The organism is uncultured Roseobacter sp., assembly GCF_947492555.1.
Taxonomy (GTDB): Bacteria; Pseudomonadota; Alphaproteobacteria; order Rhodobacterales; family Rhodobacteraceae; genus Roseobacter.
In genome coordinates this window covers 1-24,512 of the sequence record NZ_CANLNE010000002.1, presented here as the reverse complement: position 1 = coordinate 24,512, position 24,512 = coordinate 1, and the positions used below count along the sequence as shown (strand labels likewise).

Annotated in this window: 21 protein-coding genes; 9 read left to right on the top strand and 12 right to left on the bottom strand. The window is 60.1% G+C overall.

The features are described from left to right. Nucleotides 1-2 precede the first annotated feature (2 nt). Nucleotides 3-989, bottom strand: coding sequence for an adenosine kinase (locus Q1A07_RS07140; RefSeq protein ID WP_299779257.1), 987 nt, complete (start codon nt 987-989; stop codon nt 3-5). Beyond that, on the bottom strand, nt 986-1,630 hold the full coding sequence (nth, locus tag Q1A07_RS07135; RefSeq protein ID WP_299779255.1) for an endonuclease III: 645 nt from the start codon (nt 1,628-1,630) through the stop codon (nt 986-988). Before nth ends, Q1A07_RS07140 begins: the two co-directional genes overlap by 4 nt. Before the next feature lie 147 nt (nt 1,631-1,777). Between nth and Q1A07_RS07130 the strand changes: the two genes are divergently transcribed. From Q1A07_RS07130 to Q1A07_RS07115, 4 genes are all read left to right on the top strand, one after another. After that, nucleotides 1,778-2,863, top strand: coding sequence for a Hint domain-containing protein (locus Q1A07_RS07130; RefSeq protein ID WP_299779253.1), 1,086 nt, complete (start codon nt 1,778-1,780; stop codon nt 2,861-2,863). A gap of 50 nt (nt 2,864-2,913) precedes the next feature. Next, nucleotides 2,914-3,780 carry a bifunctional helix-turn-helix domain-containing protein/methylated-DNA--[protein]-cysteine S-methyltransferase gene (locus Q1A07_RS07125; RefSeq protein WP_299779251.1) on the top strand — a complete coding sequence of 289 codons (867 nt, stop codon included), beginning with the start codon at nt 2,914-2,916 and terminating at the stop codon, nt 3,778-3,780. 134 nt (nt 3,781-3,914) lie between these two features. Further along, nucleotides 3,915-4,577 (top strand): OmpA family protein, encoded by a 663-nt coding sequence (locus Q1A07_RS07120; protein WP_299779249.1) that lies wholly within the window; start codon nt 3,915-3,917, stop codon nt 4,575-4,577. A gap of 108 nt (nt 4,578-4,685) precedes the next feature. Continuing rightward, a complete protein-coding gene (locus Q1A07_RS07115; protein ID WP_299779248.1) occupies nt 4,686-5,228 on the top strand; it encodes an NADPH-dependent FMN reductase in 543 nt (180 codons plus the stop codon). On the opposite strand, the gene Q1A07_RS07110 is transcribed toward Q1A07_RS07115, so the two are convergent. Then, complete coding sequence (locus Q1A07_RS07110) at nt 5,225-5,641, bottom strand: VOC family protein (protein ID WP_299779247.1); 417 nt, start codon at nt 5,639-5,641, stop codon at nt 5,225-5,227. The two genes, Q1A07_RS07115 and Q1A07_RS07110, sit on opposite strands and share 4 nt — an antisense overlap. A 110-nt stretch (nt 5,642-5,751) precedes the next feature. Continuing rightward, a complete protein-coding gene (locus Q1A07_RS07105) occupies nt 5,752-6,783 on the bottom strand; it encodes an FAD-dependent oxidoreductase (RefSeq protein WP_299779245.1) in 1,032 nt (343 codons plus the stop codon). A gap of 63 nt (nt 6,784-6,846) precedes the next feature. Here Q1A07_RS07105 and mnmD point away from each other — a divergent pair, with 63 nt between their 5' ends. Together mnmD and Q1A07_RS07095 are read left to right on the top strand one after the other, a co-directional pair. Next, nucleotides 6,847-7,524: a tRNA (5-methylaminomethyl-2-thiouridine)(34)-methyltransferase MnmD gene (gene mnmD, locus Q1A07_RS07100; protein WP_299781362.1), complete on the top strand. Its 678-nt coding sequence runs from the start codon at nt 6,847-6,849 to the stop codon at nt 7,522-7,524. Beyond that, complete coding sequence (locus Q1A07_RS07095) at nt 7,521-8,390, top strand: DMT family transporter (RefSeq protein WP_299779243.1); 870 nt, start codon at nt 7,521-7,523, stop codon at nt 8,388-8,390. The genes mnmD and Q1A07_RS07095 overlap by 4 nt, the downstream gene beginning before the upstream one ends. Here Q1A07_RS07095 and Q1A07_RS07090 read toward each other — a convergent pair. Beyond that, nucleotides 8,355-10,292 carry a lytic transglycosylase domain-containing protein gene (locus Q1A07_RS07090; RefSeq protein ID WP_366944041.1) on the bottom strand — a complete coding sequence of 646 codons (1,938 nt, stop codon included), beginning with the start codon at nt 10,290-10,292 and terminating at the stop codon, nt 8,355-8,357. The two genes, Q1A07_RS07095 and Q1A07_RS07090, sit on opposite strands and share 36 nt — an antisense overlap. Nucleotides 10,293-10,455: 163 nt before the next feature. Here Q1A07_RS07090 and dapA point away from each other — a divergent pair, with 163 nt between their 5' ends. Beyond that, complete coding sequence (gene dapA / locus Q1A07_RS07085) at nt 10,456-11,331, top strand: 4-hydroxy-tetrahydrodipicolinate synthase (RefSeq protein WP_299779241.1); 876 nt, start codon at nt 10,456-10,458, stop codon at nt 11,329-11,331. Nucleotides 11,332-11,401: 70 nt separating this feature from the next. Here dapA and Q1A07_RS07080 read toward each other — a convergent pair whose 3' ends face one another. From Q1A07_RS07080 to Q1A07_RS07055, 6 genes are all read right to left on the bottom strand, one after another. Further along, the gene (locus Q1A07_RS07080) at nt 11,402-12,274 is read right to left on the bottom strand and encodes a DmsC/YnfH family molybdoenzyme membrane anchor subunit (RefSeq protein ID WP_299779239.1); all 873 of its coding nucleotides are present in this window, start codon (nt 12,272-12,274) and stop codon (nt 11,402-11,404) included. Then, nucleotides 12,274-13,026, bottom strand: coding sequence for a 4Fe-4S dicluster domain-containing protein (locus Q1A07_RS07075; RefSeq protein ID WP_299779237.1), 753 nt, complete (start codon nt 13,024-13,026; stop codon nt 12,274-12,276). The genes Q1A07_RS07080 and Q1A07_RS07075 overlap by 1 nt, the downstream gene beginning before the upstream one ends. A gap of 118 nt (nt 13,027-13,144) precedes the next feature. Continuing rightward, on the bottom strand, nt 13,145-15,958 hold the full coding sequence (locus Q1A07_RS07070) for a molybdopterin-dependent oxidoreductase (RefSeq protein WP_299779235.1): 2,814 nt from the start codon (nt 15,956-15,958) through the stop codon (nt 13,145-13,147). A 15-nt stretch (nt 15,959-15,973) separates the two neighbouring features. Next, entirely contained in the window at nt 15,974-16,972 is a 999-nt protein-coding gene (gene pta, locus Q1A07_RS07065) for a phosphate acetyltransferase (protein WP_299779233.1), read from the bottom strand. Between the two features lie 44 nt (nt 16,973-17,016). Beyond that, complete coding sequence (gene xsc, locus Q1A07_RS07060; protein WP_299779231.1) at nt 17,017-18,795, bottom strand: sulfoacetaldehyde acetyltransferase; 1,779 nt, start codon at nt 18,793-18,795, stop codon at nt 17,017-17,019. Between the two features lie 70 nt (nt 18,796-18,865). Further along, entirely contained in the window at nt 18,866-20,362 is a 1,497-nt protein-coding gene (locus Q1A07_RS07055) for a PLP-dependent aminotransferase family protein (protein WP_299779229.1), read from the bottom strand. Nucleotides 20,363-20,845: 483 nt separating this feature from the next. Between Q1A07_RS07055 and Q1A07_RS07050 the strand changes: the two genes are divergently transcribed. After that, nucleotides 20,846-21,085: a DUF465 domain-containing protein gene (locus tag Q1A07_RS07050; RefSeq protein WP_299779227.1), complete on the top strand. Its 240-nt coding sequence runs from the start codon at nt 20,846-20,848 to the stop codon at nt 21,083-21,085. A gap of 80 nt (nt 21,086-21,165) precedes the next feature. Here the strand turns inward: Q1A07_RS07050 and Q1A07_RS07045 are convergent, their stop codons facing one another. Continuing rightward, nucleotides 21,166-22,560, bottom strand: coding sequence for an aminotransferase class III-fold pyridoxal phosphate-dependent enzyme (locus tag Q1A07_RS07045; protein ID WP_299779225.1), 1,395 nt, complete (start codon nt 22,558-22,560; stop codon nt 21,166-21,168). A gap of 773 nt (nt 22,561-23,333) precedes the next feature. Between Q1A07_RS07045 and Q1A07_RS07040 the strand changes: the two genes are divergently transcribed. Continuing rightward, nucleotides 23,334-24,335, top strand: coding sequence for an ABC transporter substrate-binding protein (locus tag Q1A07_RS07040; protein WP_299779223.1), 1,002 nt, complete (start codon nt 23,334-23,336; stop codon nt 24,333-24,335). Nucleotides 24,336-24,512 lie beyond the last annotated feature (177 nt).

Here is a 24,512-nt window from a genome sequence, read left to right as displayed (position 1 = left end):
GGTCAGACGAGCCCCTCTGCCTCGAAAGTTTTCATCATGTTCACCTGCGGACGCGGGCCGACGTGGCTGATCACTTCGGCAGCGCAGAGGTTACCCATTTTTGCACAGGTTTCCAGGTCGCGCTTGGTCGCGAGCCCGTAGAGGAAGCCGGCGGCAAACTGGTCGCCCGCGCCGGTCGCGTCAACCGGGGTGATCTTCTGAACCGGCACATCGACACGCTGGCCTTTCGAGATCACCGTCACGCCGTCACCGGAACGGGTGCAGACGACCAGCGGACAGATCTCGGCCGTCTTAGCCAGAGAGGTTTCCAGATCGGTTTCGAAAAGCGATTCAATCTCGTGCTGGTTGCCGATCACATAGTCCAGATCGTGTTCGATCAGGGCCAGGAAATCGGCGCGGTGCCGTTCGACGCAAAAGGGATCGGAAATGGCGATGCCCGCAATACCACCGCCGGCTTTGGTCGCGCGTGCCGCTTCGCGGAAGGCGGTTTTGCCGGCGTCATGGTCAAAGAGATATCCTTCTAGGAACATGATCCGCGCATTGCCGGATACCTCTGGCGGAACATCCGCCGATGTCAGCCCGGTCGAGATGCCCAGGTAGGTGTTCATCGACCGCTCGCCGTCGGGCGCCACGAAGATCATGCTGCGCGAGGTCGGATCCTCGCCATTCTCGACGGGCGGATTCACAAAGTCGATGCCGTTGTCGGTCATCGCGCTGGCGTAGAACTGCCCCAGCGCATCGTCGCGGACCCGCCCGATGAACGCCGTCTGCAACCCAAGCGCGCCGACCCCGGCCACCGTGTTTGCCACGGCCCCGCCGGGGGTTTGCAAACGGTCGTTCATTGCACCGTACAACTTTTCGGACCGCGCGCGATCGACCAGCTGCATGATGCCTTTTTCTATGCCCATGAGATCGAGAAAGCTGTCATCGGCGTGGGTGATCACATCGACAACGGCGTTTCCGATGCCAACAACCTGGTAATTCTTCATTGGGTTTTGTCCTCAAATGGGCAGAGATCGCGGATGATGCAGGTCGGGCACATCGGCTTGCGTGCCTTGCAATGATAGCGCCCGTGCAAAATCATCCAATGGTGGGCGTGCAGCTGAAAATCAGCCGGAATATTGTCTTCGATGGCGCGCTCGACGGCTTCGACGGTTTTACCCGGTGCGATGCCGGTGCGGTTGCCAAGCCTGAAGATATGGGTGTCGACCGCCTGCGCCGGGAATTGCCACCACATGTTCATGACCACATTGGCCGTCTTGCGCCCGACGCCGGGCAAACCCTGAAGCGCTGCACGGCTGTTTGGCACCTCACCACCATAGTCATCGACGAGGATCTGGCTCAGCTTGATGACATTCTTGGCCTTTTGCCGGAAAAGCCCGATGGTCTTGATGTGTTCGGTCAGCCCCTCAATCCCGAGGTCGAGCATCTTTTGGGGCGTATCGGCAATCTGGAACAGCTTGCGCGTGGCCTTGTTCACGCCGGCGTCCGTGGCTTGTGCACTCAGCGCTACGGCAACAACCAATGTGTAGACGTTGACATGCTCCAGCTCCCCCGTGGGTTCCGGATCAGCCTCCTGAAAACGCGTGAAAATCTCGCGTATGGTGTGATATCCAAGCTGCTTTGCCATGCGCACGGTATGCGGGCTTTCCGACGTGTGGGCAAGACCATGTGCCTGTGATCGCTAAAATGCGTTTAAAAACTTGGCGTATTTTTCAGCAGTATCTTCATTTGACTGTGTCACTGTCCGGTGGTTCCCGTCTTTCAAGGTGCTGTCATGGCAACACATTCTTTCTACGGCTATTCGTCGAATGCGCTGGTCTACAATCCCAGCAATGGCACGTTCACGCTCGATCCGAACTACGATTTCAGGACTGACCGTGTGTTGTTCGAGGTGACGGATGACGACAGCTTTCTGGACGGCGACGAAAAAAACAATGAGGTGGGCGAAGACTCGAACCAAACCGGTGTCGTCACAACGGCAGATGGCACCCCGGTATCCTCGGGTCTTATCTATGGGGAAGAATACGCCATTCTGCGGGCGCCGGATGGCTCCTATGTCACAATTGACCGGATCGAGATCGATGGTGTGAAGATGGGTTATGTTCCATCGGAGCCGTTGCAACCAGGCGTGGCCTATACCTACACCGGGGGGCGTGACATCGACAATTTGCTGGGCGGCCCGGACGGCGATGATACACGCCTGTCCTATTCCCAGTACGAACAGCAAAGTGTGCCCTGTTTTGGACCGGGCACACTGATCCGCACCCAGGATGGCGAAATTCCGGTAGAATGGCTGGAAACCTCTGACATGGTGCTGACCCGCGACCACGGCTATCAGCCCATTGTCTGGATCGGGCGTACGCGCCTGCAGCCGGGATATTTCATGCAATACCCTGACGAACGGCCGGTGTGCATTCCGGCGGGGTCCTGTGGACCGAACGCGCCAACCCATGATCTGCATGTCACGGGTGATCATCGGTTGCTGTTCGCCTCTGCGCGGGCGGAGTTGCTCTACTTTTCCAATGAGGTGCTGGCGCCGGCAAAGGCCTGGGCGGATCGGGGGCGTGCTTTTCCAATCACACCGGTTCGGCCCTACACCCTTACCCATATCGCTTGTGCCAACCATCAGGTCATTCTGGCACAGGGGGCTTGGGTTGAGACCTTGTTCCCTGGCCCTGAGACAATGCGGCGGCTGTCCAAAACAGACAAGGAAAGCCTGATACAGGCCTTGGGTATCGATGGAACCGATGTTGCAATGGCACGCCCTTGCCTGACCCGAAATGAAGCGCGACTGCTGATCGCCCGCGACGATGAAGGCCGGGCCTTGAGAGATGGCAAGCCGCTATTGCGCAGCGCATAATTCGCAGGTTTCGGGTCGCGCCGCGTCGTCTGGTTTCCTAGATTGAAGGCATGACACAGCATCAAGCACTCCCCGATGAGTCGGAAACCGCATATCACTATCGCGTCATACGCCGCGCCATCGATTTGATCGATCAGGCCGAAGACCCGCTGTCGCTGGAACATCTGGCCACCGAAATGGGCATGAGTGTTGCACATTTCCAGCGCTTGTTCTCGCGGTGGGTTGGGGTTTCCCCCAAAAGGTATCAGCAGTACTTGACCCTCGGACACGCAAAGACGTTGCTCCGCGACCGTTTCACGACACTGGAAGCGTCGCATGCGGTTGGTCTTTCGGGCAGCGGACGGTTGCACGATCTCTTTGTGCGCTGGGAAGCGATGAGCCCCGGGGAATTTGCCAGAGGTGGCGCTGGTCTGACCATTTACTGGGGATGGTTCGAAAGCCCCTTTGGCCCTGCTGTTGTGATGGGCACGGACAAAGGCATCTGTGGTATGGGGTTTGCTGCTGAAACGGGTGAAGAGGCGGCTCTGCAGGATCTGGTGTCACGTTGGCCACAAGCCGAGTTTGTCGAGGATCCGATGATGTTGCGTCCTTGGGTGTTGAATGCCTTTGGAGCCGGCGAAGGCGCATTGGAAACGGCGCCCCTGTTTCTCATCGGTGCCCCGTTTCAGATCAAGGTCTGGGAAGCGCTTCTCAGCATCCCGTCGGGGCAGGTCACGACGTATTCCGAGATTGCCCAGGCAATCGGCAACCCGCGTGCGGTGCGTGCGGTGGGCACAGCAGTTGGGCGGAACCCGATCAGTTGGTTGATCCCCTGCCATCGTGCGCTGCGCAAATCGGGGGGACTGGGTGGGTATCACTGGGGCTTGCCGATGAAGCGGGCCATGCTTGCGTACGAAGCCGTGCACGCGGAGAAGTGATGGAATGCCGGGAGTGGCGGGTTATCGCCGAGCCGTTTTCCCCTTGGTTTGTTGCGGAACCGCCGCCATATATACAGCGTTAACATCAAGACGCCCTGCCCGAACGGGGCCGCAACCACTGAAGGCAGTACGCTATGACATTTGTAAAAACTCCGTTGATCCTTGCACTTTCGGGCACTTTGGTGCTTGCCGCCTGTACCGATCCCAATCAGATCGGCGCGAATTCCAACAATCCTAAAACGCAGCGAGGTGCCTTGATCGGCGCGGGCGCAGGCGCGGTCTTGGGAGCCCTATCTAAGGGGGATGGAAACCGGGGTGACGGCGCATTGGTCGGGGCCGCTGTGGGTGCCGCTATCGGCGCGGGCATTGGCTACAATCTTGATCAACAGGAGGCGGAGCTGCGCCGCGATCTGGATGATGACGTCATCATCACCAACACCGGCGACCGTCTGATCCTGAATATGCCGCAGGATATCTTGTTCGCCACGGACAGTTTCTCCGTTCGGTCAGACTTGCAGAACGACCTCTACGCCGTCGCCGCAAGCCTGAACAAATATCCGCAATCCACCGTGCAGGTGATCGGTCATACCGATAGCGATGGCGACGCGGCCTATAACCAGCAGCTGTCGGAGCGGCGTGCGAATGCCGTGGGCAATGTGTTGCTGAATGCCGGCGTACCGTCGGGACGCTTGCAGACATTCGGGCGTGGTGAAAACCAGCCGATTGCCAGCAACCTCAACGCCGCAGGCAAGGCGCAAAACCGTCGGGTCGAGATCGTCATTCTGCCCACGGCCTGACAAAAAACCTCATATTTTGTCCTGGAGCCCCGGAATTTTTGCCGGGGCTCTTGTTTTTTCGGGCCGCTGCCACAGGGTAACGGAAACCATTTGTGAGGAAGTAAATTCATGGCGAAATACACAGTTCTCGGGCTGTCCGGCTCACTGCGCAAAGCATCCACCAACACCAAGCTGTTGCACGAGGCCGCACGCCTTTTTGAAGATTGCGCGTTCTCCGTCGCCGACCTGAACCTGCCGCTTTACGATGGTGACGTTGAATCCGCCGAAGGTGTGCCGCAGGCGGTGCAGACCCTGGCTGATGATATCGCTGCGGCGGATGCCGTCCTGATTTCCACGCCCGAGTACAACAAGGGACCCTCCGGCGTTCTGAAAAACGCACTGGATTGGATCAGCCGCACGACGACACGCCCGTGGTCCGGAAAACCGGTGGCCGTGATGTCCGCGGCGGCGGGCCGGGCTGGTGGCGAGCGGGCGCAGATGGTGCTGCGCGGGTTCATGGTGCCATTCCGGCCGCGCATCCTGCAGGGGCCGGAAATCCATTTGGCCGACAGCGGCAATCAGTTCGACGAAAACGGCAGGCTGACCGGCGAGATTTACCTGCGCGAATTGACCGCCCTGATGCAGGCTCTGCGCGCCGAGGTGGACCGCTAATCCTGTGGCACGGATACTTCGATCAGATTGCCGTCCGGGTCCCGCAGATAGAGGGATGTGATCGGCCCGGTTGCGCCGGAGCGCGGTACCGGCCCGTCCTCAATGTCGACCTGATGCGTAGCAAGATGGGTCATCCAATCGTCCAGCGGCGCATCCGTCAAAAAGCACAAATCCGCTGTTCCGGGGTTCGGGTGCGCCGCCTTCGGATCGAATTCGTGCCCCTTTTGGTGTAGATTGATCTTGCTCTGACCAAAGAGCAGGGCCCATCGCCGCGTCCCGTCAGCGGCATCGAATTGCTCACCCCGCATGCCCAAAACCTGCGTGTAAAAGCGGACGGTTTCAGGAATACTGGCGACGGTGAGCACCAGATGATCCAGGACACGAACGCGGCATTGAATGTCGGACGGCGGCATTGGATGGTTCCTCGCTTCGTGTGTATTGCCGAAGATGTACCTAAAACGGAGGCCGGTCAAAAGCTTGTCGGGTGCTTGTGGATCAGGTGCCCGGGATCAGCATTGTCACCTCAGAATGACGCTTTGACCTCAAAACCGTCAGGAATCTGATTGCGATCTTCCAGTACCAGATCGGCCATCACCTCGGCAATCTTCGGCGCCATGCCAAACCCAATCTTGAAACCGCCGTTTGCAACGAAATGACCCGGCCTGTCTGGCCAGTGACCCAGCATGGGCGCACGGCTGCGGGCGCGAGGACGTACGCCTGCCCATCTGTGGATAACTGCCGCGTCTTTCAGAACGGGTACGGCGGCGCGGGCGCGTTCGATTACCCCATCCAATTGCGCATCCGTCGTGCCCGGATCTTCATAGTCCCGCTCCGAGGTGGAGCCGACGGCCACTGTACCGTCAGAATGTGGAATGACATGAACACCATCTGCAAAGATTTGCGGCGCGGCACCCGCGTCGAACTGTAAAACTGCGGCCTGACCCTTTACGCCATTGCCGACCATTCGGTGATGCCGTCGGTTCAGCGCCTCCAGTCCCGCTGTCCCGGTGGCCCAGATCACAGCGCCTGCGTCAGGGCCGTTGCTTTGAATGGTAACTCCTTTGGCCGACAGCGCAGATACCAGTGCATTGCATGCCGTCCTTGGGTGCAGATGGGCGCTCAATGTGTCCCGGATCAGCCATCCCGTTGGACTGAGCGGGGCCCACGGGGCGCCGTCCGCCTGATTGACGGACCATTTCGCCTGATTGCCCCATAACGCAGCAGAACTGATCGCGCGCTGTCGGGCCAGTTCAAGACCCTTCGCGTCAAGAATGGGTTGCAGCCTGCCGCTGCGGGCGTACCCGGAGGGGATACCACCCACCTCTTCGACCTCGGCCCAAAAAGGCTCTGCCATCAACAGGCTTTCCAGCTGGAAGGCCTTCTTTGCATTCCAGTTTTCCGGGACATGGGGCGCCAATGCACCGACAACCCCGCCACTACTCCCCGCACCGGGTCCGTTTGGATCTATGACTGTCACATGCGCGCCGCGCCGGATGCAGGCCCATGCGATCGACAGGCCAAAAATGCCTGCGCCGCGTATGGTGATATCGGCCATTGCCAAAGGTCTTCCACTCCCTCAATGTCGCGCCAGAGTTCAGCCATCCTACAAGGCCCCTCCGTGCAGAACCAGACGGCAGATGTCACATGGAACGCATCAGGTGTTCCAGTCTCAGAGCGTTTTGACGATCCTTACTTCAGCCTGGAAAACGGGTTGGAGGAAACGCGTCATGTTTTCCTGAAAGGCAATGGTCTTCCGGAAAGATTCCGCGACGGCTTTCATATTGCGGAACTGGGTTTCGGAACCGGCTTGAGTTTTCTGACAGTGGCCCAAGCTTGGCAGAAGGCAGGTGTTCCCGGCCAACTCACGTTCACCAGCTTCGAGGCCTTCCCGATGACCGCCGAGGAGATGGCGCTTGCGTTACGCCCTTTCAATGCCCTGGGCGCGTTACGTGAGATTCTGAGCGACCAGTGGCACGTCGACGGCGGTTCGTTCAGGATAGCGCCGGGGATTTCCCTGAACATAGTTCTGGGTGATGCCCGTGAAACACTTGCGCCCTGGCAGGGCGCGGCGGATGCATGGTTTCTGGACGGATTTTCACCGGCAAAAAACCCGGAGCTTTGGTCCGATGAGCTGATGCAAGAGGTGGCTCGACATACCGCTCCGGGTGGAACCTTTGCGACCTACACCGCTGCGGGGGCTGTGCGCCGCGCGCTTGATGCGGCAGGATTTGACGTGCAGCGGACTACCGGCTTTGGGCGCAAACGGCATATGACGGTCGGGATTCTTCGGCCATGACACAATCCAACAATGTGCGCCTGGGTGTCTTGCTGATGCTGCTGACGACCATTGTCTTTGCCTTGCAGGACGGGATTTCCCGCCACCTCGCCGATGCCTACAACGTCTATCTGGTTGTAATGGTTCGGTACTGGTTCTTTGCCGCCTTCGTGATGGCCATCGCGCGCCGCAAGGCAGGGGGCGTGCGCGCGGCGGCGCGGACCAGGCAACCTCTATTGCAGGCTTTTCGGGGTGTCCTGTTGGCCTTGGAAGTTTGCGTCATGGTCACGGGCTTTACACTTCTGGGACTGGTCGAGAGCCATGCGGTCTTCGCCTGCTATCCATTGCTGGTCGCCGCATTGTCCGGCCCGGTTCTGGGGGAGGCTGTGGGCTGGCGCAGGTGGGCGGCCATTGCCGTGGGGTTTGTCGGGGTGATGATCATCCTGCAGCCTGGTGTTTCTGTGTTTGACCCTTATGCGATTATCCCATTGGTCGCGGCGCTGATGTTCGCGCTTTACGGTTTGCTGACCCGATACGCGGCGCGACAAGACAGCACGGCGACCAGCTTTTTCTGGACCGGCGTGGCGGGGGCGGTAACGATGACCGTCATCGGCATCTGGTATTGGGAGCCGATGACCCAAACCGATTGGCTTTGGATGGCACTTCTCTGCGTGACCGGGGCGTCTGGCCATTGGTTGTTGATTCGCTGCTACGAGGTTGCCGAAGCCAGCGCCGTACAGCCTTTCGCCTACTTCCAGCTTGTGTTTGCATCGCTGTTGGGCGTTACGGTTTTTGGTGAGACAATACGCCCGAACGTGGCGCTTGGCGTGGCGGTTATTGTGGCGGCGGGACTATTCACCCTTTGGCGCGAACGCCAGCAAAGATGAGCCGGTCAGTTCTTCAAGAAAGGGCGCAGGCATCGGATTTTTTCCCAGACGGGCGCGGTAAATCGGCAGGCTTTCAGCCACGCGCATCACGTAGTTGCGTGTTTCGCGAAACGGGATGTGTTCGATCCAGTCCACCATGTCGATGTCGCCTTTGCGCGGATCGCCATAGGTGAGCATCCAGCGGTCCGGGCGGCTCGGTCCGGCGTTGTATCCGGCGGACATCATGATGATGTTTCCACGGAACCGGGCGGCCAGTCTCGACAGGTAAACAGCACCAAGCTCCGCGTTATAGACCGGATCGGAAGTCAACCTCTCCGTACTGTGTTCGCCCCTGCGCCCAATCGAGGCGGCCACTTCGCGCCCCGTTGCGGGCATGATCTGCATCAGGCCGCGGGCACCGACGCCGCTCTGGACACCGGGATCAAACTCACTTTCTCGCCGGGCGATTGCCAGCACCATTTCCGGTGCCATCGGAAGGTCTTGCTTGGCCACCGGGTGCAGCGGATAGTATCCCCTGGGCACCACGATCGCGCGCCGCGCCGCCCGCTTTCCGATCATCACCGCCAGATGCGGTTGTTCAACCTCCAAAGCCGCCTCCGCGAGGAGCCCGGCCTGCTCGCGGTTCAGGCTTTCCGCCAGATGTGTCCAGAACCGTTCCGCGAGATTGATCTCACCGGAGGCCTGCAGCAACATGCCGGCGATGAAAACTGGCGATGCGGCCACCTCTGAATTGCGCCATTCGCCATCGATTGTTTCCGCCGCCAATGCCGTATCAAAGGGTAAGCCTGCGCGGTCCGCTGCCAGCAGTCCGTAGAAGGATGTCTGATATTGTGCAGCATAGGTGTACGCCTGATCGGCCGCCGCCACATCGCCCATTGCCTCAAGCGCTCGGCCCCGCCAATAACCCGCACGGCCCTTGGAAATTGGCGACCTCACAGCCCCGTCGTGATTCTTGAAGTGCTGCAGGGCCGTCTCGGGTTCATTCAGTTTCCGCAGGGCAATGTACCCGGCAAGCCACTCCAGGTCCGCATAGTTGGAGCCCGATGTCAGAAAATGCCGCGCAGCAATCTCGTACGCGCGCTCCGCGTTGCCGTCCCGCATCTCGTCCCGTGCCATGGACCGTCGCCGGTTGGCCCAGGCTTCCGGTTGGCCCAGGGCCGCCGCACTTGTCGATGTCGCGCGCAGCAGGTCTTTTGCATCATCCCACCGTCCTTTGCGCGCGCGCCAGACAAAACGTTCATACTGCAGGCCCGGATTTTCCGCATGGCTTTTGGGGATTTGTGCAATCAACGTATCCACGCCATTTGCACGACCACGCAGGGCGATTCTTGCCTTCGCCACCGCGATATCGGCCTTTGATACCAACGTGTACATGCGCCGCGCATTCTCGAATGCCCCAGCCCAGAGCATCGCGTCCAGGCGGGCACTGTGATGTGATTTCAGCAAAGCACCGTGCGAGGCCAGAAACAAGGACTGCGCAGTGCTGCCCATGGGCATCTCGCGCCACGCAGACACGATGATCGCCTCTGCTTCTGACGGAGCATCGGCGCGCGCCAGCGCTGCGGCATGGCGCAACACCCCCTCGGGTGTCTGCGCCGCCCGCTCATCGAAAAACGAGAGAACCTGAGTGTCTTTTTGTGCAATTACAACCCGTTCCGATTGCTTGCGCAGATAGGGCTCGCCCGGCCAGTCCGGCCGCCGCTCAAGAAAGGAAGCCACTTCCGCGTAGGTGCCTTTTCCGGCCCGCAGTCTCGACCATTCGATCACATCTGCGGCGACATCACCGTCCCGTGCGGCAATCTTGGCCGCCGTGCTCCAATCCCCGTCGCGCATTGCATCCATTGCCCAGGCAAGCGGTCGTGGCCGCTCCGCCAGTGCAGGGGTCGCAGTGAGTAAAATCAAAGTCAGTGTTGTCAGCCAGCGTCTGATCACTTGCAATTCCCGGCGTTTGAAGGCTAGAGCCTCTGATACATACAGCGTCCTGTTCGTGTATCAAATCACGATCATGCTGAAATGTGGTTAATCTCAGGCCATTTGCCGGCCAAAATAAAAAAGGAGCGTGCACATGTTTAAAGGCTCTATGCCTGCCCTCGTCACGCCGTTCAGGAACGGCGAGCTGGATCTTGAGACACTCAAAAAACTGGTGGAGTGGCATATCGGTGAAGGCAGTAACGGTCTCGTGCCGGTTGGGACGACGGGTGAAAGCCCAACCCTGACACACCGTGAACACGAGGTTGTGGTCGAGGAAGTTGTCAAAGCCGCCGCAGGTCGTGTGCCGGTGATCGCGGGCGCTGGATCCAACAATACGATCGAGGCGATGCGCCTTGTCCGTCACGCCGAAGAAGTGGGTGCGGATGCGGCACTTGTCGTCACACCCTACTACAACAAACCTACCCAATCGGGCCTTCTAGCACATTTCACCGCGTTGCATGACTGCGCAGATCTGCCGATCATCATCTACAATATACCCGGTCGGTCTGTCGTGGACATGTCACCGGAGATCATGGGCGAGCTGGCCAAGCTGCCCCGCATTGTCGGTGTAAAGGATGCAACGGGTGATCTGGCGCGGGTCAGCGATCAACGCCTGACCTGCGGACCGGATTTCATTCAGCTGTCCGGCGAAGACGCCACCGCGCATGGGTTCAATGCCCAAGGCGGGGTTGGCTGTATCTCTGTGACGGCCAATGTGGCGCCGAAGATGCTGAGTGAGATGCAGGGCGCTTGCCTCGCCGGCGACTACGCCACGGCGCTGAGCATTCAGGACCGGCTGATGCCGCTGCACAAGGCGATCTTCACCGAGCCGGGGCTTGTGGGTGTGAAGTACGCCATGTCGCAACTGCGGCTCTGCTCAGACGAAGTGCGTCTGCCGCTGGTCGGGCTGTCCGACACCACCCGGGCGCTGGTGGACGACGGTCTGCGGCATGCGGGACTTCTGAACTAGGCGCTGGGATCAGCGAAACGCAAAAGGGCGTGGATCTTTCCACGCCCTTTTTGTTTTGCGCATGTGGGGTCTAGCGTTTGCCGTAGTAAAGGCCGACCACATGTTCAGCTTCCGCAAAGAAGAGCCAGCGCGCCGTGAGTACACCCGCGATATGGCTGGCGATGGCCAGAACACCGACAATATGTGAGAACGGCAAGGCGAGAAGAATAATCGGTACAATTGTCATCAGGCCAAGCGCAATCACCCGCAGCTTCTGACTGTGCTTACGCCCGATCACATGTACAAATTCGCACAGCAGATAGTTCGTCCCGGTGTGCGGGGGTTCGAAAGCGCGGACCTTGCCGATCCCACCCAGCCCAGTGGCGCTCGCCATGTCCGTGCCGGAACCTGCGAACGCCTTGTCACCCTCAACCCAAGCGTAGAGCTGCACGAGGCCCGCGATCACCAGCAGAACAAGGGCCGCATCGACCTGTCCAGCTAGCAGCGCGCCACCTGCCAGCGACAGGCTCATGAACTTCAGCGGCGTGAGTTTCATGTTCCAACGCGGGATGGTCTTGAGTTGCGTGTAGATCATTGAGGTGGTGAACACCGTGGCCATTGATAACCCCGCGCCGAGGATGCCAAACGCTGTCCAGCGGGAATCGAAGAACACCAAACCAAGTCCGTAGAGGCCCATCAGCATCAGCGCGCCGACTGCGCACCAGGCCTCGCGGCTGAGCCAGCTGGAGCGCCATTGCGTGAAGGCCTTGATGGCGCGCTCCGGGCGACCCAGGTGGAAGGTCGAGGCCATCAGGCCTCCGACGGCCATGACATAAGCGATGGCGAAGAACGCAAAGGCGGTCCAGCCGGTGACAGCCGGAAATCCGAGCCCGAGGAAGAACAGCAACCCAAAACCCAGGCCGCTGAAGGTGGTGAAGAAAATAACGGAAGGAGCGGGATGCATCAGAGTTTCTCCAGGGTCTTGTCGAGCCAGCCAAGGAAGCCCTTGGGCTCCTCCGCGACAGGTTCGAGGAAGGGGGCGAGCACGTCGAATTCGGGCATCTCGTCCTTGGGGCGCGGGGGCAGGTACTTGTTCACTGGCTTGGTGCCTTGTTCGGGCATCAGGTCCATGCCGCCGCGCTCAGCCACGAGCTTGCTGACCTCGCTGTTTTCATCTCCCAGATCGCCGAAGTGGCGGGCCCCGGCGGGGCAGGTGCGCACGCAGGCGGGCTGGCGGTCTTCCTCGGGCAGGTTTTCGTTGTAGATGCGGTCGACGCAGAGGGTGCATTTCTTCATCACCCCTTCCGCCTGGTCCAGCTCGCGCGCGCCATAGGGGCAAGCCCAGGCACATAAGCCGCAGCCGATGCAATCGGACTCGTTGACCAGGACGATGCCGTCTTCGACGCGCTTGTAGCTGGCCCCCGTTGGGCAAACGGTCACGCAAGGTGCGTCTTCGCAGTGCAGGCAGGACTTGGGGAAGTGGATGAGCTGAGCGGCGGCATCTGCAGCCTCGGGCTGGACCTCGAAGGAGTGAACGCGGTTGAGGAAGGTGCCGGAATTGTCGGCGCCATAAGCGTTCTGGTCGGAGAGGGGCGCGCCGTAGTTTTCAGTGTTCCACCCTTTGCAGGAGATCACGCAGGCATGGCAACCGACGCAAGTATCGAGGTCAATCACGAGCCCCAGTTTCTTTTCGGTTTTGGCTGGCAGAGTGGTCATGAGAGGCCCTCTTTTCTGGCTGTCGATGAGAGGTCGGCATCGCATCGGTATTGCGTCGGGTTGAGGGTTTTCCGGGGCTCTGCCCCGGACCCCGGGATATTTGTGGCCAGAAGAAACATCAGTTGCCCACCTTCCACGTCAGATCCTTCGGGCCAGTGCCGACGGGGGATTTGATTGGCGCGAACCCGGGTTGGGATTCGTCCGGCGCAGCGGCCTTTTCGATGCGGACCTTGAGATCGAACCAGGCGGCCTGGCCTGTGATCGGGTCCGAGTTGGCCCAGCGGAGCCCGTCACCCTTGGGTGGCAGCAATTCGTGGATCAGGTGGTTCAAGAGGAAGCCGCGGGTGGCTTCGGGTGCGTCTTCTTCCAGCGCCCAGGCGCCTTTGCGTTTGCCGATGGCGTTCCATGTCCAGACGGTGTTTTCGTTGAGGGCGGCCATTTCCAGCACCGGCACGGTGATTTCGCCATGGGGCGAGGTCACCTTGGCCCAATCACCATCGCTGAGGGTGTTCGCGCGCATCAGCTTGGTCGGCAGATAGAGCGGGTTATGCCCGTGCAGCTGCCGCAGCCATGCATTTTGCGACCCCCAGGAGTGGTACATCGCCATCGGGCGCTGGGTGAGGGCTGTGACAGGGTAGTCGGCGGCGTGGTTGTCCTCTTCCGTCGAGTACCAGATCGGCAAGGGCGACATGGTGGATGTGATGCGCTCGCGCAGGTGGTCGGGCGGTTGCCGGTCGCCATGGCCTTCGGCGGCGAGCTGGAATTTCCGCATGGGCTCCACGTAGAGCGAGAAGAGATAGGGCGTCGGCTTGTCGTAGAGGCCGAGCGTCACCGCCCACTCCTGGTATTCCATGTTCCAGGGTTTATAGTAATTGGCCCCGTCGGGGATGTGTTCGACGAAGAACCCGCCGTTTTCGATGTATTGGTCAAGCTGCTTGGGGTTCACTGCACCACGGCCTGCCTGATCGCCGTTTTCGCCACGGAAGCCCGCGAGCGGGCCGATGCCCGGACGGCGTTCGTGGTTCACGATGTAGTCGCCGTAATCCGCATACTTCTGGCTGCCGTCTTCATTCACGAACCCGGGCAGCTTCATCTTGGCGCCGAGCTCGCAGAGCATGGACTGGAAACCCTTGACGTCGCGGTCGGGCTCAATCACCGGCCAGCGGATGGCGTCGGCGGCGGCGTCCGCCTCGCAGATTGGGCGGTCGAGCAGCGAGATACAGTCGTGGCGTTCAAGATAGGTGGTGTCCGGCAGGATGAGGTCGGAGTAGGCGACCATTTCGGAGCTATACGCATCCGAATAGATGATCTTTGGGATCACATACTCGCCATTCTCATCCTTGTCGGTGAGCATGTCGATCACGCCACGGGTGTTCATGGTCGAGTTCCACGACATGTTCGCCATATACATGAAGAGCACGTCGATCTTGTAGGGATCGCCTGCGTAGGCGTTGGAGATCACCATATGCATGAGCCCATGGCTCGACATCGGGTTTTCCCAGGTGAAGGCCTTGTCGATGCGGGCGGGCGTGCCGTTGTCCTTCAGGGCGAGGTCTTCCGGGCCATGGGTGAAGCCCAGATGCGGGCCGTTGAGCGGCGCGCCCGGGGTCAGGCCCACATGGGGTTTGGGGTGCGCCGTGGCGGGTTTGGGGTAGGGCGGTTTGAAGCGGAAACCCCCAGGGACCTCGACGGTGCCGAGGATGATTTGCAGCACGTGCAGCGCGCGACAGGTCTGGAAGCCATTGGCATGGGCGGAGATGCCACGCATGGAGTGGAAGGAGACCGGACGGCCGGTCATCTTGTCATGCTTTTCGCCCCGGAAATCGGTCCAGGCGTGGTCGAGCGTGAAGGCCTCGCCGAAAGCGATGCGGGCGAGTTCGGCGGCGATGGCGCGGATGCGCTTAGCGGGGATGCCGCAGCGCTCGGCCACGGCCTCGGGCGCGTATTGGTCATCCAGATACATCTCAGCCATCTGATGAAAGACGGGGCGGTGGGTCTGGCCGTCTTTCTCGTAGGTGGCGGCGAGGTCTGGCTTCACGCCGGGCTGGTCGAAGGGTGTGAGCTTGCCGGTGGCGCGGTCGATCACAAGCTCCTTGCCGTTTTCGTCGCGCATCAGCAGGCCGTGGTCGGCCCCACCGGGGTTGTTGATCACCAGCACCGGCGCATTGGTGTATTGCGCAAGGTAGTGCAGGTCGATCTTGCCGGCCTTCATCAGGCAATGGATCATCGCGAGGATAAAGAGGCCATCGGTGCCGGGCGTGATGCCCACCCAGTCGTCGGCCACCGCGTTATAGCCGGTGCGTATCGGGTTCACGCCAATGACACGCGCGCCGCGCGCCTTGATCTTGCCGATCCCCATCTTGATCGGGTTGGAATCGTGGTCTTCCGCCACACCGAAGAGCATGAAGAGCTTGGTGTGGTCCCAGTCGGGCTGGCCAAATTCCCAGAACGCGCCGCCCATGGTGTAGATGCCCGCCGCCGCCATGTTGACCGAGCAGAAACCGCCGTGGGCCGCGTAGTTCGGCGTGCCGAAATTTTGCGCCCAGAAGCTGGTGAAGCTCTGCGACTGATCACGCCCGGTGAAGAAGGCAAGCTTTTCCGGGTTGGTCTGGCGCACCGGTTCCAGCCAGTCGGCGGCGATCTGCAGCGCCTCGTCCCATTCGATTTCCTCGAACTCGCCGGAGCCGCGTTCGCCGACCCGTTTCAGCGGCTTGCGCAGACGCGACGGTGCGTTGACCTGCATGATCCCGGCAGAGCCCTTGGCACAGAGCACGCCCTGGTTCACGGGATGGTCCTTGTTGCCCTCGATGTAGGCGACTTTTCCGTCCTTCATATGCACGTTGATGCCGCAGCGGCAGGCGCACATGTAGCAGGTGGTCTTGCGTACCTCGTCGGAGACTTTCGGGCTCAGATCAATAACGGGCTGGTTCATGGAAAGCTCCTGAAGTTAGCGGGCGACCTGAAGGGTGGTCACAGCGATCATATTGGTCACATCCTGCGCCGTGCAGCCACGGGAAAGATCGTTGGCGGGTTTTGCGAGGCCCTGCAGGGTGGGGCCGATAGCATCAGCACCGCCAATGCGCTGGGCAATCTTGTAGCCGATGTTGCCCGCGTCGAGGTTGGGGAAGATCATCACGTTGGCCTGGCCCGCGAGGGGGGAGTCGGGCGCCTTGGAGGCCGAGACGGCGGGCACGAAGGCCGCATCGAATTGCAGTTCGCCATCGGATTTGAGGTCGGGATTCTGGTCCTTCAGCAACGCGGCCGCGGCGCTGACCTTACTGACGACCGGGTGCTTGGCTGAGCCTTTGGTGGAGAAGGAGAGCAGGGCCACTTGCGGTTCCACATCTAGAAGCTGGCGGCAGGAGGCGGCGGAGGCGACGGCGATGGCGGCGAGTTCCTCTGCGGAGGGGTCGATCACCAGACCACAGTCGCCGAAGATCATGGCGTCGCGGCCCGACGGGTGGCCTTCGGGCAGGGCCATGAGGAAGAAGCTGGAGACCAACGGCGCGTCTTTGGCCTTGCCGATCACCTGCAAAGCGGCGCGCACGGTGTCGGAGGTGGTATGGATGGCGCCGCCCACTGTGCCGTCGGCGTGGCCAGCGTGAACCATCAGGGCGGCGAAGATGAGCGGGTTCCGGACCTGCGTCTCGGCGATCTCGGGAGTGACGCCCTTGTGTTTGCGCAGCTCGTAAAATGCTGTCGCAAGATCCGGGCTGAGCGCCGAGGTCGCCGGGTCTTCGATTGAGATATTCGGGTGGGTGGGTGTGCCCGCTGCGACAAGCTGCGCGGCCACGTCATCCTGCGGGCCAACCAGCGTAATACGCGCTGTGCCAGCGGTGACGGCGGCAATGGCGCCAGCCACGATCCTGGGATCGTGGCCTTCGCTCATCACGATATGAGCAGGCCGGGCGGCTGCGCGGTTGGTAAGGGCGCGCAGAACGCTCATGGCCTGATCCTTTGTTTTATACGGCGAGTCAGATGCACCCGAACTTAAACAACTTGCTCGCGCATGTCGTCTTTGCTGATGCCTGCTACCTGAACCGGCTTCTTCATCGCGTCGCGGCGGAAGGGGTCACCGAGTTCCTGGTTGATCATGGCTTCGATCAGCGTGGTCACGCCGTTTTCCATCTGGTCCTTGATCGCCTGATCCAGCGCCGTTGTCAGCTCTTCCTGTGTGCGGGCGATGACGCCTTTGAGACCACAGGCATTGGCGATACCGGCGTAGGACACTTCCTCGTCCAGCTCGGTGCCGACAAAGTTGTCGTCGAACCAGAGTGTCGAGTTCCGCTTTTCCGCGCCCCACTGGTAGTTACGGAAAACGATCTGCGTGATCGCAGGCCAGTCACCGCGGCCGATCGCTGTCAGTTCGTTGACGGAGATGCCGAAAGCACCATCGCCTGCAAAGCCCACAACCGGCGTGTTCGGTTGGCCGATTTTCGCACCCACGATGGAGGGCAGACCGTAGCCGCAGGGACCGAAGAGGCCCGGTGCCAGATACTTGCGGCTCTCGTTGAAGGAGGGATAGGCGTTGCCGATGGCGCAGTTGTTGCCGATGTCGGAGGAGATGATCGCCTCGACCGGCAGGGCGGCCTGGATCGCGCGCCATGCCATGCGGGGAGACATCCAGTCGGGCTTGGCCGCACGGGCACGCACGTTCCAGTCGGTGCCGGGATCGTCCTGCTCTTCGTTCAGCGAGGTCAGTTCCTGCGCCCATGCCGATTTGGTGGTGGCGATGGTGTTCTTGCGCTCGGCCCGGTCGGTGTCGCCCGCGTCATCGGAGAGTTGCGCGGTGATGCCCTGCGCCACCTTGGCCGCGTCGCCGACGATGCCCACGGTGACCTTCTTGGTCAGGCCGATGCGGTCGGGGTTGATGTCCACCTGGATGATCTTGGCGTCTGTGGGCCAGTAATCAATGCCGTAGCCGGGCAGGGTGGAGAAGGGGTTCAGACGGGTGCCGAGGCACAGGACGACATCTGCCTTGGAGATCAACTGCATACCGGCCTTGGAGCCATTGTAACCCAGAGGGCCCGCGAACAGTGGATGGTTGCCGGGGAAGGCGTCGTTGTGCTGGTAGCCGACACAGACCGGTGCGTCGAGACGTTCGGCCAACACTTTGGAGGCTTCGATACCGCCCTTGGACAGCACTGCACCGGCACCGTTCAGGATCACCGGGAACTTCGCGTTGCTGAGCAACTCAGCTGCACTGGCAACTGCGGAGTTGCCCCCCTGCGGCAGTTCGAAGTCAACAATCGCGGGCAGTTCAATGTCGACCACTTGTGTCCAGAAATCGCGTGGGATGTTGATTTGCGCCGGAGCGGAGGCGCGTTTGGCCTGCATGATCACGCGGTTCAGGGTCTCGGCGATGCGGGAAGGATCGCGTACTTCTTCCTGATAGGCCACGCAGTCAGCGAAGAGGTTCATCTGCTCCATTTCCTGGAAGCCGCCCTGACCGATGGTCTTGTTGGCCGCCTGCGGTGTGACCAGCAGCACTGGCGTGTGGTTCCAGTAGGCTGTTTTCACCGCCGTTACGAAGTTTGTGATGCCGGGACCGTTCTGCGCGATCATCATGCACATCTTGCCGGTGGCGCGGGTGAAGCCGTCGGCCATCATGCCGCCGGATGTTTCATGAGCGCAGTCCCAGAACTTAATACCCGCATCGGGGAAGATGTCGGAGATCGGCATCATAGCGGAGCCGATAATGCCAAATGCATTGTCGATCCCGTGCATTTGCAGCGTTTTTACAAAGGCTTCTTCAGTTGTCATTTTCATTGTGGGTGTCCCTGGATGAAAAGTTTCGATTCTCGGTTGCCGGTTACTTAGAGCGTACGGATGGGTGTGGTTAGGGCCAGTTGATTGCTTCGTTTAATCCCAGATCGCGTGTTTGGCACATCTCATCGGCGATCCGCGCGATGCCATCCGCAATGCGGTTTGCCGGGATGGAGGAGTAGGCGAGGCGGTAGTAGTTTTTTGGGCGTCCGGGCCCGCTGAAAAAGGCGTGGCCAGGTTCGATCAGGACGCCCCGTGTCTGCAAGCGGCGCGCCAGTTCTCGAGTGTCGATGTCGCTGCTCGCGCGCATCCAGAAAGAGGAACCGCCATATGCCCCCTGCCCGGCGATTTTCAGGCCCTGTGCAGTGATGGCATTCGCCATGATTTCGCGGCGCTCATGCAAGGCGGTACCCATGCGCCGGATCAGCGCGTCATGATGACCCAGCGACAGGAAATAAGCGGCGGTGCGTTGCACATGGCCAGGCGGGTGCCGCAGCACCGAGGCACGCAGTGCGCGCGCTTCGCGGATGAAGGGCTCAGACCCTACCAGATACCCAAGTCTCAGACCGGGAAAGAGCGATTTGGAAAAGCTGCCGACATAGATCACGCGGCCATCCGTATCGAGGCTCTTAAGCGCGGGCGACGGGCTTTTGAGAAAGGACATTTCGAATTCATAGTCGTCTTCGACGATCAACGCGTCCATGTCCGCAGCACGCTCCAGCAGATCGTGGCGCCGATGCATCGGCATGGTGCCGGTGGTCGGGCACTGGTGGCTGGGCGTGGTGAAGATCACATCCGTATCGGGCGGGATCGCGTCAGGCGGCATGCCATCTGCATCAACCCGCACCGGGGTGACATGACAGCGTGATTGGCTCAGAACATCCCTGAGCGCCGGATAGCAGGGATCTTCCAGCGCCGCGCGCCGCCGTTGAGTCAACAAGACCTGTGTGGTCAGCCAGAGCGCGTTTTGCGCACCCAGCGTGATCAGAATCTGCTCAGGACGCGCCGTGATGCCACGCCGGGGCAGGGTGTGCCGCGCGATGAATTCGATCAGCTGCGGGTCGTCCTGGTCGTAGTAATCGGTGGTGAGCGCAGTAAAGTCTTTTTGACCCAGCGCTTTCAATGCACAAAGCCGCCAGTTGGCGTGGTCAAAAAGCTCAGGGTCAGCTTGCCCGTAAATGAAAGGGTACCGATAGCCACCCCAGTCGGCAGGTTTGCGCGGCATGTCTCCGCCGGAGAATTTCTGGCCAATGGCGCGGGTCCAATCCACCGCGTCCGGACCGGTCTGGCTCGGGGCGAAGGCCGGCGGTACCGGCGCATTGTCGGAAACATAGTACCCTGACCGTCCCCGCGAGGTCAGATAGTCGTTGGCCAGCAATTCCGTGTAGGCAATGGTTACGGTGATCCGGCTGACCCCCAGATGGGTCGCAAGCTTGCGGGTGGACGGCAGTTTTTCTCCCCGTTGAAAACGTCCCGACAGAATACCCTGGGCAATCATCTGCTGGATCTGCGACTGCAGCGTTCCCTGTGCGTCAGGATGCAGAAAGAATGTCTCGACGGGCAGCGCCATGACGATAGCCTATACTGGATATAGACTGCCATCAATCTGGTATTAATCAGAGGTGAAAACCCCCGATCTTTCCCCCCATCTGCACAGTCTGCTTTGACCAAAAAGCGAATTATTGAAACTGTTAGTATCATTAATTGATGAACTTGACAAGTGCTTCGCCTGCGGCCCCGTCCAGCACACCTATGTCCCTGATTATGCAATATGCCGCAGATTTGGAGGCCCGTTTGATCTGTATCAGTGACCGGCCCGTGTGGTGCGGCAAAACTGCGTGCGACCGAGAAGCGAGGCGTCGCACATGAGAGACATAGGCCTTTTCATAAAGCAAGCATCCACCGCACGGCGTGGTGCCGTGATCGCGGCACCTTTGTGTCTCTCTGCCCGCCCTTCGCAACGAAGTTGAAGTGTCCTGCGTTTCAGAAGGGCGCGTTCATTTCCCATCAAACTCTGCCGGGTCTGACCCGGCCTCAGCCAACGGAGACATACATGGCCAACACCCCACACGAGTTGCACGAAGAGTTCCCGGATAAAAAGCAGGTGATCAGCGAACTGAAGGCATCGGATGGCCACTTTGCACGCCTTTTTGAGGAGTATCATGAGATCAATCGAGCCATTCATCGGGCGGAAACCAAGGTGGAACCCACTGACGATCTGCACATGATGGAAATGCGCAAGGAGCGAATGGTTTTGAAAGACGAGATCGCCAAATGTCTCGCCGACGTGTGAGGTTGCGCAGCCGAAAAAAGGAGTGATCGACGCAAAAAAGGCCCCGATTGTCCGTCGGGGCCTTTTCCAGTCTTGGCAGGTTAGCCGAAAACGCGGGTAAGGGCGCCGTCGACCGCGCTGCAGATGTGGTCGATATCGTCCTTGGTGGCAATCAGTGCTGGCGAGAAGCATAGCGTGTTGTTCTTGCCAGGCAGCGACCGGTTGGTCGCGCCGATGATCACGGCCTGTTTCATACAGTCGCCAACCACGGCCTGCACCATCTTTTCTTCGGCGGGGTCGCGGGTGGTGCGGTCAGCAACAAGCTCTGCACCGACAAAGAGGCCCTTGCCACGCACGTCACCGATCACCGCGTGCTTGTCCTGAAGCGCGCGCAGCTGGTCGACCATGTAGTCGCCCATGGCCACCGTGTTCTCGAGCAGGTTCTCATCCTCGATGATCCGCATATTTTCCAACGCCGCCGCCGGACCTGCCGTGCAGCCGCCGAAGGTGGAGATGTCGCGGAAGTAGCTCATGTGGTCCGAGGTGTCTTCTTTGAACATGTCAAAGACGGCCTCGGTTGTCGCCAGGACCGAGATCGCCGCGTAGCCCGAGGCCACACCCTTGGCCATGGTCACCATATCGGGCTGGATGCCGTAGTGCTGATAGCCGAACCACGTGCCGGTGCGGCCCACGCCGCAGACGACCTCGTCGATGTGCAGCAGGATGTCGTATTTCTTGCAGATTTCGGCCACGCGTGGCCAGTAGCCATCAGGCGCTTCGATCACACCGCCACCGGCTGTGACCGGCTCAAGGCAGAGCGCGCCCACTGTGTCAGGGCCTTCGCGCAGGATGATCTCTTCGATCTGGTTGGCCGCCCATTCGCCGTAGTTCTGCTCGGGCGCGCCCTCTTGCTCGTGCTTGCGGTATTCCAGGCAGTGCGGCACGCGCACAAAACCCGGCGTGTAGGGTCCGTATTGCGCGTTGCGCTCATCCTGACCACCGGCGCTGAGGCAGGCAATGGTCGTGCCGTGATAGTCGCGGTCGCGGTAGAGGATCTTGTGCTTCTTGCCGCCATAGCGCTTGTGCGCGATCTGGCGCACCATCTTGAAGGCCTTCTCATTCGCCTCCGAGCCGGAGTTGGCGTAATAGACGCGGCCCAGGCCGGGCATCTTGGTCAGCAGCTTTTCCGCAAAGAGCGCGCCGGGGATCGAGCCCACGGTGCCGCCGAAAAAGTTCATCTTCACAATGGCATCGCGCACAGCATCGCCCATGCTCTCGCGACCATAGCCAACGTTCACGGTCCAGACACCGCCTGAGACGGCATCGATGTGCTCGATACCCTTCTGATCCCAGACCCGCATGCCCTTGCCTTCGATGATGATCTTGGGGTCGGCACCGGTAAAGAAGGGCTGGTGCTGGATCAGGTGGTGCCAGACATTCGCGCGGTCCGCTTCGACGACGCGGCTGAGGTCGTTCTCGTTGAAATTACCGTCCATGAGTCGGGCCTTTCTGTTAGCGTAGAATCAGGTGAAATCGGACGCGGTAAGGTCCGGATTTGACTGACATGACTGTTTTTCCGACACTTCAAGTAGGGCCAGATGTGCGGCAAAGATAGAGCCAGATATGCAGTTCCTTCAAGTGTTATTGGTCCAGCGCCCTGATATTATGGGCCAAATGAACTCGAGCGATCAAATCCTGCGCTGCAGCGATGCTGTCAAAGTATGCCGCCTTTGTGAGCAGCTTGATCAGTCACAAGATGTTTGGCGCAGTTTTCCCTGTGGCTGCGTTTGCATCGCCAAGATTTAAAAACCCGGGGCACGTGTTGTGGAACAAATAATTCCACTGCGCTCCGACCTCTCGCAGGGCGAGTGGAAAATGGCTTCACGTTGCTTGCGCGACCAGATGGATCGGAAAAGCGACACCCATGGCAAAACTGGACTCATGAAGCCCCCCAAAGTGGACGTTTCTTCTCATTCGCGAGCATTGCCACTATGCGCCGCGTGACCCGCATAAGTGCCGGTCCGATTTAAGGGTTTTGCAATAGAGACTTTCAGGTTTTTGCAATGTCCCGCGTGGATTGAAAAGAGGGGCACTATTTTCGAGCAGTTTCATCCAGATGACAGTTTTGTATCAATAAGGCTCTTGCGGGCGCTGCAATTCTGACATTGGATGAAGACGTGCAAACAGAACGATAAGCGGCAGCAAGCCGCGACGCACCAAATGAAGGCCGGTCTGAAACAGGCTGGCGTATGATCAACGGGAGAACAAAATGATCAAAAAGACAACATGTGCTTTTGTAGCGGGCGCCGTGATGGCGATCAGCGCGCAGAGCGCGGTAGCAGACGGCCACGGTGAAATCACGGTTGGCTACTTCCTCGAGTGGCCCATGCCGTTCCTGGCCGCCAAAGCCTCCGGCGCATATGATGAAGCGCTCGGGATGAAGGTGAACTGGGTTTCCTTCGAGACCGGTACGGCGATGTCGGCGGCGATGGCCTCCGGCGACGTACAGATTTCCGTGTCTCAGGGGGTGCCGCCCTTCGTGGTTGCCACTTCGGGTGGTCAGGACATTCAGGTTATTGACGTCGCCGTGTCCTATTCTGAGAACGACAACTGCGTCGTTGCCGAAGCTCTGGAAATCGACAAGAGCAGCGCGGGCGAGTTGGCGGGCAAGAAGGTTGCTGTGCCGCTCGGCACGGCCGCACACTATGGCTTCCTGCGCCAAATGGACCACTTCGGCGTTGATGTCGCTTCCCTGCAGGTCGTCGATATGGCACCCCCGGAAGGGGCTGCGGCTCTGAGCCAAGGCGCTGTTGATTTTGCTTGCGGTTGGGGCGGCGGTCTCGCGCGCATGAAAGAGTACGGTAACGTGCTGCTGACAGGCGCTGAGAAGCAAGAACTGGGCATTCTGGTGTTTGACGTTACTTCTGCACCAGCGTCCTACATTGCCGAGAGCGGTGATGTGGTTGCGCAATTCGCAGCGGTGACAGCGGCGGCCAACGCGGATTGGAACGCCAACCAGAGCGATGAGATGCTGGCAGTGATCGCCCAGGAATCCGGTATGGATGTGGAAGCGGCGCGCGCGTCGATTTCCACGTTCGAATTCCCAAGCGTTGAAGAGCAGCTTTCGGAAGCATGGCTTGGTGGCAACGCGGCCGACTTCATGAAAGGTGTCGCAGACGTCTTTGTCGAAGCCGGGTCGATCGACAGCGCGCTCGACAGCTATGAGGACGCGGTGAACACAGGCCCGCTGTCTGCAGCAGGCGGCAGCTAATACTCTGGATCGGTGCGGGAAACAGCCTGCGCCGATCCGCCCAATGACCAGAGGCGGGGTCAACCCTGCCCATCCACCCGCAGTGCGCGGACAACAGGTGGGGACCATATGACTGGATTATCCATAAACAATTTATCGATGCGCTTTGAGTTGCCGAATGGCGATCATGTGCAGGCG